This is a genomic window from Synechococcus sp. Cruz-7E5 (genome assembly GCF_024345995.1).
Classification (GTDB): domain Bacteria; phylum Cyanobacteriota; class Cyanobacteriia; order PCC-6307; family Cyanobiaceae; genus Regnicoccus_A.
The window spans coordinates 299,076-312,670 of the sequence record NZ_JAGQCE010000001.1 but is presented as its reverse complement, the minus strand read 5'-3'; the positions used below and the strand labels follow the sequence as shown (position 1 = coordinate 312,670).

At 67.7% G+C, this 13,595-nt stretch carries 13 protein-coding genes; 8 read left to right on the top strand and 5 right to left on the bottom strand.

Features of this window, described 5'->3' with window-relative positions:
• Positions 1-15 precede the first annotated feature (15 nt).
• The 3 genes from KBY77_RS01510 (at position 16) to KBY77_RS01500 (ending at position 2,606) form a co-directional block, all read left to right on the top strand.
• Positions 16-624, top strand: a complete 609-nt coding sequence (locus KBY77_RS01510) for a hypothetical protein (RefSeq protein WP_255101844.1) — start codon at positions 16-18, stop codon at positions 622-624.
• Entirely contained in the window at positions 621-1,637 is a 1,017-nt protein-coding gene (trpS, locus tag KBY77_RS01505) for a tryptophan--tRNA ligase (protein ID WP_255101843.1), read from the top strand. The genes KBY77_RS01510 and trpS overlap by 4 nt, the downstream gene beginning before the upstream one ends.
• A gap of 246 nt (positions 1,638-1,883) precedes the next feature.
• Positions 1,884-2,606 (top strand): glycoside hydrolase family 104 protein, encoded by a 723-nt coding sequence (locus KBY77_RS01500; RefSeq protein WP_255101842.1) that lies wholly within the window; start codon positions 1,884-1,886, stop codon positions 2,604-2,606.
• Here KBY77_RS01500 and KBY77_RS01495 read toward each other — a convergent pair whose 3' ends face one another.
• Both KBY77_RS01495 and KBY77_RS01490 read right to left on the bottom strand, forming a co-directional pair.
• Entirely contained in the window at positions 2,607-3,092 is a 486-nt protein-coding gene (locus tag KBY77_RS01495; protein ID WP_255101841.1) for a TM2 domain-containing protein, read from the bottom strand.
• On the bottom strand, positions 3,089-3,427 hold the full coding sequence (locus KBY77_RS01490) for a DUF2605 family protein (RefSeq protein WP_255101840.1): 339 nt from the start codon (positions 3,425-3,427) through the stop codon (positions 3,089-3,091). The genes KBY77_RS01495 and KBY77_RS01490 overlap by 4 nt, the downstream gene beginning before the upstream one ends.
• Before the next feature lie 157 nt (positions 3,428-3,584).
• Between KBY77_RS01490 and thrS the strand changes: the two genes are divergently transcribed.
• The 5 genes from thrS (at position 3,585) to KBY77_RS01465 (ending at position 11,247) form a co-directional block, all read left to right on the top strand.
• Complete coding sequence (gene thrS / locus KBY77_RS01485) at positions 3,585-5,366, top strand: threonine--tRNA ligase (RefSeq protein WP_255102052.1); 1,782 nt, start codon at positions 3,585-3,587, stop codon at positions 5,364-5,366.
• On the top strand, positions 5,363-6,394 hold the full coding sequence (locus KBY77_RS01480; protein WP_255101839.1) for a glucokinase: 1,032 nt from the start codon (positions 5,363-5,365) through the stop codon (positions 6,392-6,394). Before thrS ends, KBY77_RS01480 begins: the two co-directional genes overlap by 4 nt.
• Positions 6,395-6,439: 45 nt before the next feature.
• Entirely contained in the window at positions 6,440-7,390 is a 951-nt protein-coding gene (gene thrB, locus KBY77_RS01475; protein WP_255101838.1) for a homoserine kinase, read from the top strand.
• A gap of 91 nt (positions 7,391-7,481) precedes the next feature.
• Positions 7,482-9,056, top strand: coding sequence for an NAD(P)H-quinone oxidoreductase subunit 4 (locus KBY77_RS01470; RefSeq protein WP_255101837.1), 1,575 nt, complete (start codon positions 7,482-7,484; stop codon positions 9,054-9,056).
• Positions 9,057-9,111: 55 nt separating this feature from the next.
• Positions 9,112-11,247, top strand: coding sequence for a M3 family metallopeptidase (locus KBY77_RS01465; protein ID WP_255101836.1), 2,136 nt, complete (start codon positions 9,112-9,114; stop codon positions 11,245-11,247).
• A 19-nt stretch (positions 11,248-11,266) separates the two neighbouring features.
• On the opposite strand, the gene KBY77_RS01460 is transcribed toward KBY77_RS01465, so the two are convergent.
• From KBY77_RS01460 to KBY77_RS01450, 3 genes are read right to left on the bottom strand one after another with little or no spacing between them, the layout of a single operon-like run.
• Positions 11,267-11,860, bottom strand: coding sequence for an alpha/beta fold hydrolase (locus tag KBY77_RS01460; RefSeq protein ID WP_255101835.1), 594 nt, complete (start codon positions 11,858-11,860; stop codon positions 11,267-11,269).
• Between the two features lie 4 nt (positions 11,861-11,864).
• On the bottom strand, positions 11,865-12,275 hold the full coding sequence (locus KBY77_RS01455) for a dihydroneopterin aldolase (RefSeq protein ID WP_255101834.1): 411 nt from the start codon (positions 12,273-12,275) through the stop codon (positions 11,865-11,867).
• Positions 12,272-13,591 (bottom strand): glutamate-5-semialdehyde dehydrogenase, encoded by a 1,320-nt coding sequence (locus KBY77_RS01450; RefSeq protein WP_255101833.1) that lies wholly within the window; start codon positions 13,589-13,591, stop codon positions 12,272-12,274. Before KBY77_RS01450 ends, KBY77_RS01455 begins: the two co-directional genes overlap by 4 nt.
• Positions 13,592-13,595 lie beyond the last annotated feature (4 nt).

Below are 13,595 nucleotides of genomic sequence, written 5' to 3'. Positions count from 1 at the left end.
TTGAAGGCTCCGGCGATGGCCGACGAGAACACAGCAGCAGTGCCCCAGCCTGAGCAGGACCAGCCCGCCCGTGCCCGGCGCATCGAGACCGGCCGCGGCGGCGGTGGCGGTGGTGGCGGCGGCCGTGAGCGGGAGGCCGGAGGCTTTCGCATCCGCCTGAGCGACAACGAGCTGAGGGCTGCCCAGGCCGTTCAGGAGGCCTTCCAGCTTCGCTCCACCGTGGCGGCCCTCGGTTTCTCGATCCGCACCGTGGCCCAGCTGCTGGAGCAGGGTCAACTGGATGCCCTGCTGGCGGAGCACCGTTCCCAGGGCGGTGCTCCCCGAAACGAGGCAGCCCCCCGCGACGGGCAACGGGCCCGGCGTGCCCCTGCTGAGGGTCGTGGTGAGCGTCGCTCCAGCCGTCCGGATCCCTTCGCGCGGCCCAGCCGTCCCCAGGCCCCTGCCCCCGAGGTGGAGGCCGAGGCCCCCGAGCTCGTTGCCGCGGAGGCTGCCGAGCCTTCTGAACAGGCCCTCGAGGTGGTGATCTCGGAACCGGAGCAGGCCACCAGCCAGGCCGAGGTCGTCAGTCAGGACAGCCCGGATCCGTCCGTTCCTCCCGCCGAAACGGCTGAGACGCAACCGTGAGCGGCAGGCCCAGGGTTCTCTCCGGTGTCCAACCCACCGGTGCACTGCACCTGGGCAACTGGCTCGGAGCCATCCGCAACTGGGTCAGCCTTCAGCACGACCACGACACGTTTTTCTGTGTGGTGGATCTACATGCCATCACCGTTCCCCACGATCCGGCGCAGCTGGCGGAGAACACGCGCCGCACCGCTGCGCTTTACCTGGCCAGCGGCATCGATCCTGAGCTCTCCAGTGTCTTTGTGCAGAGCCAGGTCGCGGCCCACAGTGAGCTCACCTGGCTGCTGAACTGCGTCACGCCTCTGAACTGGCTGGAGCGGATGATCCAGTTCAAGGAGAAGGCGCGCAAGCAGGGGGAGAACGTTTCAGTGGGTCTGCTGGATTACCCCGTGCTGATGGCGGCGGACATCCTTCTCTACGACGCCGATCTGGTGCCGGTGGGCGAAGACCAGAAGCAGCATCTGGAGCTGGCCCGCGACATCGCCCAGCAACGGATCAACGCCCGCTTCGCACCCGAAGAGCGGCCGCTGCTGAAGGTGCCGGAGCCATTGATCCTGGCTGAAGGGGCCCGGGTGATGAGCCTGGTGGATGGTCGCAGCAAGATGAGCAAGAGCGACCCCAATGAGGGTTCTCGCATCAACCTGCTCGATCCCCCCGAGTTGATCACCCGCAAGATCAAACGGGCCAAGACCGATCCGGTGATGGGGTTGGAGTTCGGCAACCCCGAGCGGCCTGAGGCAGACAATCTGCTGGGGCTGTATGCGCTGCTGAGTGGGGTGGGCCGAGAGGCCGCTGCACGGCAGTGCGCCCAGATGGGCTGGGGCCAGTTCAAACCCCTGCTGGCCGAGGCGGCCGTGGAGGCCCTTCGTCCCCTGCAGGAGCGCTACGACGAGATCCTCGCCGAGCCGGGCTACCTCGATCAGGTCCTGCGCAGTGGTCGGGAGCGTGCCAGCGCGGTGGCCGAGGCATCTCTGGAGCGGGTGCGCACGGCGATGGGATTTCTGCCGGCACGCTGATCACTGCCCTGAACTGGATCAGTGGCACTGATCATTCAAGCCGTCGGCGGGGGCTTGTCGATCCAGGCGGGTGTGGTAGCTGAAGTAATGGGGGCACCTGTGCTGGCGCCTGCTTCGGCGCGTGATGACCTCGCGGGTGGATTGAAAAGCACGGCAGCGCCCCATTTGTCCAGCCCGCCAGGCAGTCGGCGCCGGATAGGTGTTTCAACCATCACAATTTTGCAAACTTTAAGAATTTGATACGGCATGGTTGGTAAGGGAACATCAGCACCCCGCGGAACCATCCAGGCCCTCGGCAGCACCGCTCTGCTGCTGGTCCTGCCTTCGCTGATCTCCAGCCGCTATGGCGCTGCTCTGGCTGCCGTTCCGCCGACGCTGCCCACACCCCCTCCGCTTGCCTCCAAGCCGGCAACAGCTGCGCAACCGCGTCCTGCAGCTCCAACTGTCACGGTCCGTGCACCTGCCCCGACTGCAGTTCGCTATCCCCTCACCCGCCAACGGCGGGCCCTGCTGGCCACGATCCGCTACGCCGAGGGCACCTGGGCGAATGGTTCCCCCGATGGCTACCGCACCCTCTACGGCGGCGAGCTGGTGTCCTCCCTGGAGCGTCACCCCGACACAGTGGTGGTGAAGCGCTACGCCAGTGCCGCCGCCGGGGCATACCAGATGCTGCCAGCCACCTGGGAGGCGGCCAGTCGCCGTCTCGGTCTGCGCGGCTTCGGGCCCGCCAACCAGGACCAGGCAGCCCTCTATCTGGCTGATCAGCGTGGCGCCCTGGCGGCGATTGACAGGGGCCAGCTCTGTGATGAGGCGATGGCGCGCCTGGCTGGTGAATGGGCGTCCTTCCCCTTGCACCACGGCGGCAGTGCCTACGGCCAACCGGTCAAGGCGGCCGGCCAGCTGCGCCGCTTCTTCAACGAGCAGCTCAAGCAGCCGACTCTGCGACTGGCTGACGGCCAGCTCGTCTGATCAGGGCTCCCGGTAGACCACCCGGCCCCGTTCGTCGTTGCCCACGTCGAGCAGATCGTCGTGGAGAAGGCGCTCAATTTCTTCGCGCACCCGTTCACGCGGGGTGTCACGGGAAAGCTGACACTCCAGCAGGGCATCGTTGTAAGTGAAGCCAGCGGCCCCGGCACGTCTGGCCAGGGCCAGCAACTGGCGGTCCAGCGGCGGCAGGGCATTCGTGGGGTCGCCGGCCTCCAGGGCCTCCAGCGCTTCCTGGAGCTGGAGCGGCTGGTTGGCCTGATCCACCAGCTCCGGGATCAGGAACAGATCCACCAGCTGACCGATGTAGCAGAGGCCGAAGGTGAGCAACCAGAGCGTGCCGCTCAGGGGTTTGCGGGCATAGAAGCGCTGCAGGCCGCAGACCCCGAAGAGGCCGAGGGCCCAGAGCAGGTAGCCGGGTGCCACCTGACGCCGCTGCTGGCGAATCCCAGGGGCTGCTGGTCGTTTCAAGGTTGGGTCGCTCTAGGCAGCTCAGGCAGCACCACACCGGCCTGGCGCAGTTCCGCCGACAGGGTCCAGACGTTCAGCACCAGGCGGTGCCAGGGAGCCATGGCCTGCATGTCGAGGGCCATGCTCACCGGGGCGGCTGAGCGCAGGGTCCTGGCGGCAATCAGCTCCTTGCGGGCATCGACCAGGCGCTGGGCGAGAGCCTCCTGCTCGCCGGCGCCGAGCACGTTCTCCGGGCAGTGCTGGAGCAACAGCAGCCCCCGATCGAACCAGAAGTCGAAATCCAGCAGCAGCGAGCCCAGCAGCTGGTCGAGCAGCTCGCCCGCAGCGGCCGGCATGGGGGTCGCATCCGGTGTGGAGGGAAGATCACTCACCAGCCAACCTTAGGAATTGATCGGGCGGCAGGGCTGAAACCGATGCGTAGGATCGACCCTGGCCTGGCCCGATTCCGTGTCCCCATCTCCGTCGACGCTCCCGGCAGGCGAAGTCACCCGGATGCGCCTGCCGCGCACGAGCGAGAGCCCGGAGCTGCTGCGGATTCGCCATTCCATGAGCCACGTGCTGGCCATGGCGGTGCAGAAGCTCTTCCCCAGTGCCCAGGTCACGATCGGCCCCTGGACCGAGACCGGCTTCTACTACGACTTCGACAATCCCGACCCCTTCACGGAGGCCGATCTCAAGGCGATCAAGAAGGAGATGGGCAAGATCATTGCCCGCAAGCTGCCGCTGCAACGCCTCGAGGTGAGCCGAGAGGAAGCTGAGGCGCGCATCAGGTCGCAGAACGAGCCCTACAAACTCGAGATCCTGGCGGGGATCCAGGAGCCGATCACCCTTTACACCCTGGGCGAGGAATGGTGGGACCTCTGCGCCGGGCCCCACGTGGCCAACACCAGCGAACTGAATCCCAAAGCCTTCGAACTGGAGAGCGTGGCCGGGGCCTACTGGCGCGGCGATGAAAACAGGGCACAGCTGCAGCGCATCTACGGCACCGCCTGGCAGACGCCGGAGCAGCTGGCGGAATACAAGCACCGCAAGCAGGAAGCACTGCGCCGCGATCACCGCCGCCTCGGCACCGACCTGCAGCTGTTCTCGATCGAAGATGAGGCCGGCGCTGGTCTGGTGTTCTGGCATCCCCGCGGCGCCCGCATGCGCCTGCTGATTGAGGATTACTGGCGCCAGGCCCACTTCGCGGCTGGCTACGACCTGCTTTACACCCCACACGTGGCCGACCTGAGCCTGTGGAAAACCTCAGGCCACCTCGACTTCTACAGCGAGAGCATGTTCGGGCCGATGGAGGTGGATGAGCGTCAGTATCAGCTCAAGCCGATGAACTGCCCGTTCCACGTGCTCACCTATGCCAGCACCCTGCGCTCCTACCGCGAGCTGCCGATCCGCTGGGCCGAGCTGGGCACGGTCTACCGCTACGAGCGCCCGGGCGTGATGCACGGGCTGATGCGCGTGCGCGGCTTCACCCAGGACGACGCCCACATCTTCTGCCTGCCCGAGCAGATCGGCGATGAGATTCTCGGAGTGCTCAACCTCACTGAAACGATCCTCTCCAGCTTCGACTTTCACACCTATGAGGTGAATCTCTCCACCCGTCCGGAGAAGTCGATCGGTGAGGATGCTGTCTGGGAGCTGGCCACCGCTGGCCTGATTGAGGCACTCGAGCGCAAGGGCTGGCCCTACAAGGTGGATGAGGGTGGCGGAGCGTTCTACGGACCCAAGATCGACATCAAGATCGAGGACGCCATCGGCAGGATGTGGCAGTGCTCCACGATCCAGCTCGACTTCAACCTGCCCGAGCGCTTCGATCTCCAATATGTGGCGGCCGATGGCAGCCGCCAGCGGCCGATCATGATTCACCGGGCCATCTTCGGATCGCTGGAGCGGTTCTTCGGGATCATGGTCGAGAACTATGCCGGCGATTTCCCCTTCTGGCTTGCCCCCGAGCAGGTGCGTTTGCTGCCGGTAACCGATGAGGTGATTCCCTATGCAGAAGAGGTGCTGGCCCAGCTCCGCTCCGCGGGTGTGCGTGCCGTCATCGATCGCAGTGGCGAACGCCTCGGCAAGTTGATTCGCCAGGGGGAGCAGCAGAAGATTCCCGTGCTGGCTGTGATCGGCGCCAAGGAGGCGGAGCTGGGCAGCGTCAGCCTCCGCTCCCGCCGCGACGGTGACCTCGGCAGCGTGGCGGTCGCGAACCTGGTGGCCGCGGCCCGATCCGCCGGCGAGACCCGTGGGGCCGGCCTTGTCCTGGAGCCGGCGACGGCATCTTGACCACCCTGCTGGCTGGCGACATCGGTGGCACCAAGACCCTGCTGGCCACCTACCGGCTGGAGGCGGGAGGGCTGGTGCAGCTCCGCTGTGAGCGCTTCGTCTCCGCCGCCTGGGACGACTTCCCGGCCCTGGTACGCCAGTTCCTCGCCGGCGGCCCAGCCGGATCCGAGGCCCCCAGTCATGGCTGTCTGGCGATTGCCGGGCCGGTGCAGGACGGCCTGGTGCGCCTGACCAACCTGCCCTGGGAGCTGAACGAACGGCAGCTGACGGACGAGTGCGGACTCAGGCGCCTGGAGCTGGTCAACGACTTCGCCGTGTTGATTTACGGGCTGCCGCACCTGGGGGAGCACCAGCAGGCGGTGGTGAGAGAAGGAGTGGCCCAGCCAGGACCCCTGGCGATCCTCGGGGCGGGCACGGGCCTTGGCGTGGCCATCGGAGTGCCCGGAGCCCAGGGCCTGATCGCGCTGGCCAGTGAGGCTGCCCATGCTGAATTCGCGCCGCGGCTGGAGCGGGAGTGGCGGCTGAAGCAGTGGCTGCAGCACGATCTGTCTCTGGAGCGGGTCTCGATCGAGCGGATCGTCAGTGGCACCGGCCTGGGCCATGTCTTCCGCTGGTTCCTGCACGAGGCCGGGTCCGGCGCTCCCCATGGGCTGGCGGAGGCGGCAGGGGCCTGGGCCCTGGCCGAGCTCCGCGGGGAGGCGGAACGCCCCGATCTGCCGGCACTGGTGGCCGCCGCTGCCGCCAGTGGCGATCCAACCGCCGCTGCGGCTCTCGATCTCTGGCTGGGTGCCTACGGCTGCGTGGCGGGGGATCTGGCCCTGCAGAGCCTGTGCCGCGGTGGGCTCTGGCTGGGGGGTGGCACCGCCGCCAAGCTGCTGCCCCAGCTGCGCTCCCAGGCCTTTCTCGGCCCCTTGGCGGCCAAGGGCCGGCTGACCCCGGTGCTGCAGCAGATCCCGCTGCGGGCCCTGATCGATCCAGAGGCCGGCCTCTTCAGTGCCGCCTGCAGGGCGCGGATGCTGCTGGACTGAGACTGGACGGGCGGATGGGACACTGACCCGAGCAGAAAGGTTGTGATGGTGAGGCCCCGCATCGGGCAGGGTGTACAGGTTGATGTGCCGGCGACCACCGCCAACCTGGGTCCAGGATTCGATTGCCTCGGGGCGGCCCTGGAGCTGAACAACCGCTTCGAGCTGCGCTGCATCGAGGGTGACGGTGAACGCTTCGATCTGCTGATTGAAGGCAGCGAGGGAGCTCACCTGCGCGGTGGACCGGACAACCTCGTCTACCGCTCGGCCCAGCGGGTGTGGAAGGAGGCGGGCCAGCAGCCGGTGGCGCTCGAGGCCCGGGTGCGGCTCGCAGTTCCCCCGGCCCGCGGTCTGGGCAGCAGCGCCACGGCGATCGTGGCCGGCCTGATCGGCGCCAACGCTTTGGTGGGGGAACCCCTGAGCAAGGAGAAACTGCTGGAGCTGGCCATCGACATCGAGGGGCATCCCGACAATGTCGTTCCTTCGCTGCTGGGTGGTCTCTGCATGACCGCCCGGGCGGCCTCGCACCGTTGGCGGGTGGTGCGCTGTGAATGGCAGGAGAGTGTCAAGGCGGTGGTGGTGATTCCGGCCATCCGGCTCTCCACCAGCGAGGCAAGGCGGGTGATGCCCAAGCTGATTCCGATTGCCGACGCCGTTGTCAACCTGGGCTCGCTCACCCTGCTGCTGCAGGGTCTGCGCACCGGCAATGGCGATCTGATCGCCGACGGCATGCACGACCGGCTGCATGAGCCCTACCGCTGGGGGTTGATCCAGGGGGGACGCCAGGTGCGCCAGGCGGCTCTCGACGCCGGAGCCTGGGGCTGCGTGATCAGTGGCGCCGGGCCGAGCCTGCTGGCTCTGGCCAGCGCCGACCATGCCCCTGCCGTGAGCCGGGCGATGGTGTCGGCCTGGGAGCGGGAGGGGGTCGCCTCCCGGGCCGAAGTACTGCGGGTGCAGGTGAGCGGCAGCCGCTGGCACGACCTCCCCGACCGCCCCTGAGCAGGTGCTCGTGAGTACAACTACCTAACTGATACATTCAGTGCCCGAAAGCCGGTTCATCCGGCTACAACCGACCCTTCCGCAGTCTCGAATGGACGCCACTCTGCCCCTCACAGTTGCGTCCGGCCTGCCTGCTTCCTTTCCCTGGCTCAGCCTGATCGCCCTGTTGCCGGCGGCAGGCGCCCTGCTGATGCCGCTGCTCCCCGGCGACGGCACTGATCCACGCGCGCCCCGCACCATCGCCCTGGTGGTGCTGCTGGCCGACCTGCTGTTGATGATGTGGGTGTTCAGCCAGCGTTTTGACGGTGGACTGAGCGGCCTGCAGCTGGTGGAGCGGGTGCCCTGGGTCCCCCTGCTCGGTCTGGAGTGGTCGCTCGGAGCTGATGGCCTCTCGGCCCCCCTGGTGGTGCTCAGCGGACTGGTCACCCTGCTGGCGGTGGCGGCCAGCTGGAACGTGAACCGCAAGACCCAGCTCTATTTCGGCCTGCTGCTGCTGCAGGCCTCGGCCCAGTCGCTGGTGTTTCTGTCCCAGGACTTTCTGCTCTTCTTCCTGGCCTGGGAACTGGAGCTGGTACCGGTCTACCTGCTGATCGCGATCTGGGGCGGAAGCCAGCGCCAGTACGCCGCCACCAAATTCATTCTCTACACCGCCACCGCCTCGCTGCTGATCCTGATCAGCGGTCTGGCCCTGGCCCTGGGCGGCGATGGCTTCACCCTCAACCTGCAGGAACTCAGCCAGCGCTCCTATGGCGGCAGTTTCGGACTGCTCTGTTATCTGGGTTTCCTGATCGGCTTCGGGGTGAAGTTGCCGATGTTCCCCCTGCACACCTGGCTGCCCGATGCCCATGGTGAGGCCAATGCCCCGGTGTCGATGTTGCTGGCGGGGGTGCTGCTGAAGATGGGCGGCTATGCCCTGCTGCGCTTCAACGTGCAGATGCTCCCAGATGCCCATGTCCAGCTGGCGCCGGCCCTGGTGGTGCTGGGCATCGTCAACATCATCTATGGGGCACTGAATGCCTTTGCCCAGGACAACGTCAAACGCAGGATCGCCTGCAGCTCGGTGAGTCACATGGGCTTTGTGTTGCTCGGCATCGGTGCCATCGACAGCCTCGGCATGAGCGGGGCGATGCTGCAGATGATCAGCCACGGACTGATCGCCGCCTCAATGTTCTTCGTGACGGGGGTGTTCTACGAGCGCACCAAGACCCTCTCGATCCCGAACATGGGGGGGCTGGCCAAGGCGCTGCCGATCACCTTCGCCTTCTTCCTGGCCAGTTCGCTCGCCTCCCTGGCTCTGCCTGGCATGAGCGGCTTCATCAGCGAGATCACCGTCTTCCTGGGAATCACCGCCAACGATGGTTTCACCGTGCCCTTTCGAGTGGTCACGATCGTGCTGGCGGCGATCGGCCTTGTGCTCACACCCGTCTACCTGCTCTCGCTCTGCCGCAGGGTGTTCTTCGGACCCAGGATTCCGGCGCTGGCTGTGGTGGGCGACATGAAGCCCAGGGAGCTGGTGATCGGCCTCTGCCTGCTGGTGCCCACCCTGGCGATCGGCTTCTGGCCCCGCCTGGCGATCGACTTTTATGGGGCCACCACAACCGCCCTGGCGGAAGGGCTCAGCAACCCCAGCGTGATGGCGATCGGGCGGATTTCCGCTCTCGGTTGAACCGCCTCAGTGGCGCTGATCCGCTGGAATGGGCCCATTGACGCGGTTCACGTCCATGAGCGCCTCCCTGCTTGCGCCCCCTCTGCTACGCGGCGAAGGCCTTCCCGACTTCTTGGCCATCACTCCCGAGCAGGTGAGCCAGCAGATCCCTGGCCTGCTCGACGAGCTCAATGCCGGCCTGAGCGAGCTGGAGCAGCGCCTGGAGCTGGCCCTGGCCTCGGATGAACCCCTTGGCTGGGCGGAGGTGATGGATCCTCTCCAGCGGCTGGGGGAGCGCCTGCGCTGGAGCTGGGGTGTGGTCACCCATCTCAATGGCGTCTGCAACAGCCCCGAGCTGCGGGAGGCGCACCAGAGTCAGCAAGGGGCCGTGGTGGCCTTCGGCAATCGCGCCGGCCAGAGCCGCACTGTGTACCGGGCCCTGGAGCAGCTCCAGGAGCAGCACAATGCTGGCCGCCTGCCCCTCGATGCCACCCAGGAGAGGATCCTCGCGGCCGAACTGCTGGAGATGCAGCTGCGGGGCGTGGCCTTGGAGGGGGAGGTCCAGGCGGCCTTCAATGCCGCCAGTGAGGAGCTCGCCCAGCTCGCCACCCGCTTCGGCAACCACGTGCTCGATGCCACCAACGGCTGGACCCTGGCCCTGAACACGCCGGACGAGGTGGAGGGACTGCCTGAAAGCCTGCGCCAGCTGCTGGCCCAGGCGGCGCGGGAGGCGGGGCTGAACGGGCCCGATGGCAGCCAGGCCAGCGCCGAGGCCGGTCCCTGGCTGCTGGGGCTGGACATACCCCGGGCCATGCCCTTTCTCAAATACAGCCGCCGCCGCGACCTGCGCGAGCGGCTGTACAAGGCCCAGGTGAGCCGTGCCTCAACCGGTGATCTCGACAACCGTCCCCTGATCGAGCGCATCCTCACCATCAAGCGCGAGCAGGCCGTGCGGCTGGGTTACGCCAACTGGGCCGAGGTGAGCCTGGCTTCGAAGATGGCGGAGTCTGTGGACGCGGTGGAACGCCTGCTGGAGGATCTGCGCGCGGCCTCCTACCCGGCTGCGGAACGGGAGCTGCAGGCCCTGGCCGCCTGCGCCGAGCGCCAGGGCGCCCCTGAAGCCAGCGAGCTCAAACCCTGGGATGTGAGCTTCTGGGCCGAGGTGCTGCGCCGCGAGAGCTTCGATCTGCATGGTGAGGCCCTGCGCCCCTGGTTCCCCCTGCCGCGGGTGCTCGATGGCCTGTTCGCCCTCTGCGGCCGCCTGTTCGGCATCCGCATCGAAGCCGCCGATGGCGAGGCACCGGTCTGGCATGACGATGTCCACTTCTTCCGGGTCTTCGATGCCGGCAGCGGGCAGCCCATCGCCGGGTTCTACCTCGATCCCTACAGCCGCCCCGGCAGCAAGCGTGGTGGAGCCTGGATGGACGATTGCCTCGGTCGCTCCATTGATGCCGCTGGAGATCCGGTGCTGCCGGTGGCCTACCTGATCTGCAACCAGAGCCCGCCGGTGGGTGAGACCCCCAGCCTGATGACCTTCGAGGAGGTGGAGACGCTCTTCCATGAATTCGGACACGGGCTCCAGCACATGCTCACCACCGTGGAGCGGCCTCAGGCGGCGGGCATCAACCATGTGGAGTGGGACGCGGTGGAACTGCCGAGCCAGTTCATGGAGAACTGGTGCTACGACCGGGCCACGCTGCTGGGCATGGCCCATCACTGGCAGACCGGTGAGCCCCTGCCCGAGGCGGAGTTCGCCAAGCTGCTGGCGGCGCGCACCTTCATGGGCGGCAGCGCCACCCTGCGCCAGGTGCATTTCGCCCTGGTCGACCTGCGCCTGCACAGCGCCTGGACTCCCGCCTCGGGCCAGAGCCCCGAGGATCTGCGCAGGCAGATCGCCCGCACCACCACGGTGCTGCCCCCCATCCCGGAAGACTGCTTCCTCTGCGCCTTCAGCCACATCTTCGCGGGGGGCTACTCCGCCGGCTACTACTCCTACAAGTGGGCCGAGGTGCTCAGCGCCGACGCCTTCAGCGCCTTCGAGGAGGTGGGTCTGGGGAATGAGCCAGCTGTTCAGAGCACGGGCCGCCGTTTCCGCGACACGGTGCTCAGCCTCGGCGGCAGCCGCAGCCCCGCCGAGGTGTTTGAGGCCTTCCGCGGCCGGGCTCCCTCGCCGGAGGCCCTGATCCGCCACTCGGGTCTGGTGGCGGCCTGATCAGTGCTGCTGGAGGTGGTCAGGGGCGGAGCAATTCGCGATGTATCACCTCCAGCGACGCCGGCGCGCTGAGCACGTTCTGGTGCAGCCAAACCGGCAGGGGCCTGGCCGGCCCGAATGGCAGGACCGCCTTCCAGCCAGGCACCACCACCTGGTCGGTGGGGGTATAGAGGCTCAGGCACTCCACCCCGGCCAGGGCGTTGGGATCATCGTTGAGTCGGCGCAGCAGCGGACTGCCTGGTTTCATGTCTGCGATTCCCCCCAGCAGGAACGCCGGCCAGGGCTGGGCCGTGAGCGTGCCCTGCTGCGGGCTGGCCACGCTGATGAAGCGACGGGTGCGCTTCTCGCCGCTGAGCAGCTGCAACCAGCAACGGGCGATCACCCCGCCCATCGAGAAGCCGAGCAGATCGATCGGTTCCTCGGCTCCGAACCTTGCTTCGATGGCCTTCCCCAGCCGCTCTGCCAGGTCCAGCAGGGGGGTGGCACCGAGCCGGTGACTCAGGTGGGGAACCAGCAGCGGATCGCGGGCTCCCGCCAGGTGCTGCTCAAGGCGCCGGAACAGGCGGGGCGAATCCCAGAGCCCATGCACCAGCACCAGAGGCGGGACGGTCATCGGCTCAGCCTGCCGCGGGCGCATGGCGCCAGCGCTCCACCTGCACCAGGCCGCTGAAGCCGCTCACCGGGGCTGCGCATTTGGTCAGGATCACGCGCTGGGTCACGGGCCCGTAGAGCTGCTCGATCCGCTCCATGATCCGCTCGGCGTAGTGCTCGAGGGTGAGACAGCGGACCAGTCGCGCCTGCTCCTGCAGGGCCTGGATCGCCAGGCCGTAATCAAGGCTGAGGGCCAGATCATCGCTTCGGCCTGCGGGGCCCAGGTCGTGGAAGAGGCTGAAGGCAAGCTCGAACCATTGGCCCAGGTCCCTTTCCTGCTCCAGCACACCCACGTGCGCCCAGAGCCGCAGCCCTTGCACATGGATCGCCTCACGGCCGGGCAGGGATGGGTGCAGTGGCTTGGCCGGAGGGCTCATAGGGGCAGGCGGCGGTGCGTGAATCGGCTCTTGCCGCTGGCGTAGTCGGCCACGATGTGGCCTTCACCGCGCAGGTGATAGCGATATGTGACCAGCCCCTCCAGCCCCACCGGCCCACGCGGTGGCAGGGTCTGGGTGCTGATGCCCACTTCGGCGCCGAAGCCGTAGCGGAAGCCATCGGCGAAGCGGGTGGAACAGTTGAGGAATACCCCGGCGCTGTCGACGGCGGCGAGGAAGCGCCGGGCCGCCTCGGGATCGTTCGTGCAGATGGCGTCGGTGTGGCGGGAGCCGTGACGGGCGATGTGCTCCAGGGCCTCCTCGAGGCTGGCCACCACTTTCACCGCCAGGATCCGATCGGAGAATTCCCGGCCCCAGTCGTCGTCGCTGGCTGCAATGGCCACCCCCAGCTCACAGGCCAAGGGGCAGCCCCGCAGTTCCACCGCCGCAGCGGCGAAGGCGGCGATGGCCAGCGGCAGGAAGGCGGCAGCCGCCTCGCGATGCACCAGCAGGGTTTCGATCGCGTTGCAGGCAGCCGGGTACTGGGTCTTGCTGTCGATGGCCAGGCGCAGGGCCTGGTCGGGATCCGCGGCGCGGTCGACCAGCAGGTGGCAGACCCCATCGGCATGGCCAAGCACGGGAATGCGGGTGTGGTCCTGGATGAAGCGCACCAGCTCGTTCGAGCCCCTGGGGATGATCAGATCCACCAGGCCATCGAGCTTGAGCAGTCCCAGGCTCTCCTGGCGGGTGGTGAGCAGGGCGAGGGCAGCCGGATCCACTGCGCTTGCCGCCAGGCCATGCTGCAGGGTCGCGAAGATCGCCGCGCAGCTGCGGCTGGCCTCGCGCCCTCCCTTGAGCAGGGCACCGTTACCGGAGCGGATCGCCAGGGCCGCGATCTGGATCAGGGCATCGGGGCGCGCCTCGAAGATCACCCCCACCACCCCCAGGGGCACCGTGATCCGCTCGAGCACCAGGCCCTGATCCAGTTCGGTGCGGAGCTGGCGGCGGCCGACCGGATCGGGCAGGTCCGCCAGCTGGCGGACTCCATCGATGGCGCCTGACAGCTTCGCGGCGTCGAGCCTGAGGCGCGCCACCAGGGCCGGTGCCAGCTGCTCGGCCGCCGCCGCTTCCAGGTCGGCAGCGTTGGCGGCCACGATCGTGCCGGTGTCCTGCTCCAGAGCCTGGGCCATGGCGCTCAGGGCCTGGCGCCGCTGATCATCCGAGGCCTGGCCCAGGGCCATGGCGGCACGGCGAACGGCGCCGGCCCGGCTGAGCAGCTCGGGACTGGGATCGGGGACGCCGGATGGAATGGAAGCCATCGAC

Bases quoted from the DNA above. Each gene is read 5' to 3' on its own strand.
- KBY77_RS01510 (WP_255101844.1), top strand. From the start codon at position 16: ATGGCCGACGAGAACACAGCAGCAGTGCCCCAGCCTGAGCAGGACCAG.
- KBY77_RS01500 (WP_255101842.1), top strand. From the start codon at position 1,884: ATGGTTGGTAAGGGAACATCAGCACCCCGCGGAACCATCCAGGCCCTC.
- KBY77_RS01490 (WP_255101840.1), bottom strand. From the start codon at position 3,427: ATGCCGGCCGCTGCGGGCGAGCTGCTCGACCAGCTGCTGGGCTCGCTG.
- thrS (WP_255102052.1), top strand. From the start codon at position 3,585: ATGCGCCTGCCGCGCACGAGCGAGAGCCCGGAGCTGCTGCGGATTCGC.
- thrB (WP_255101838.1), top strand. From the start codon at position 6,440: ATGGTGAGGCCCCGCATCGGGCAGGGTGTACAGGTTGATGTGCCGGCG.
- KBY77_RS01470 (WP_255101837.1), top strand. From the start codon at position 7,482: ATGGACGCCACTCTGCCCCTCACAGTTGCGTCCGGCCTGCCTGCTTCC.
- KBY77_RS01465 (WP_255101836.1), top strand. From the start codon at position 9,112: ATGAGCGCCTCCCTGCTTGCGCCCCCTCTGCTACGCGGCGAAGGCCTT.
- KBY77_RS01460 (WP_255101835.1), bottom strand. From the start codon at position 11,860: ATGACCGTCCCGCCTCTGGTGCTGGTGCATGGGCTCTGGGATTCGCCC.
- KBY77_RS01455 (WP_255101834.1), bottom strand. From the start codon at position 12,275: ATGAGCCCTCCGGCCAAGCCACTGCACCCATCCCTGCCCGGCCGTGAG.
- KBY77_RS01450 (WP_255101833.1), bottom strand. From the start codon at position 13,591: ATGGCTTCCATTCCATCCGGCGTCCCCGATCCCAGTCCCGAGCTGCTC.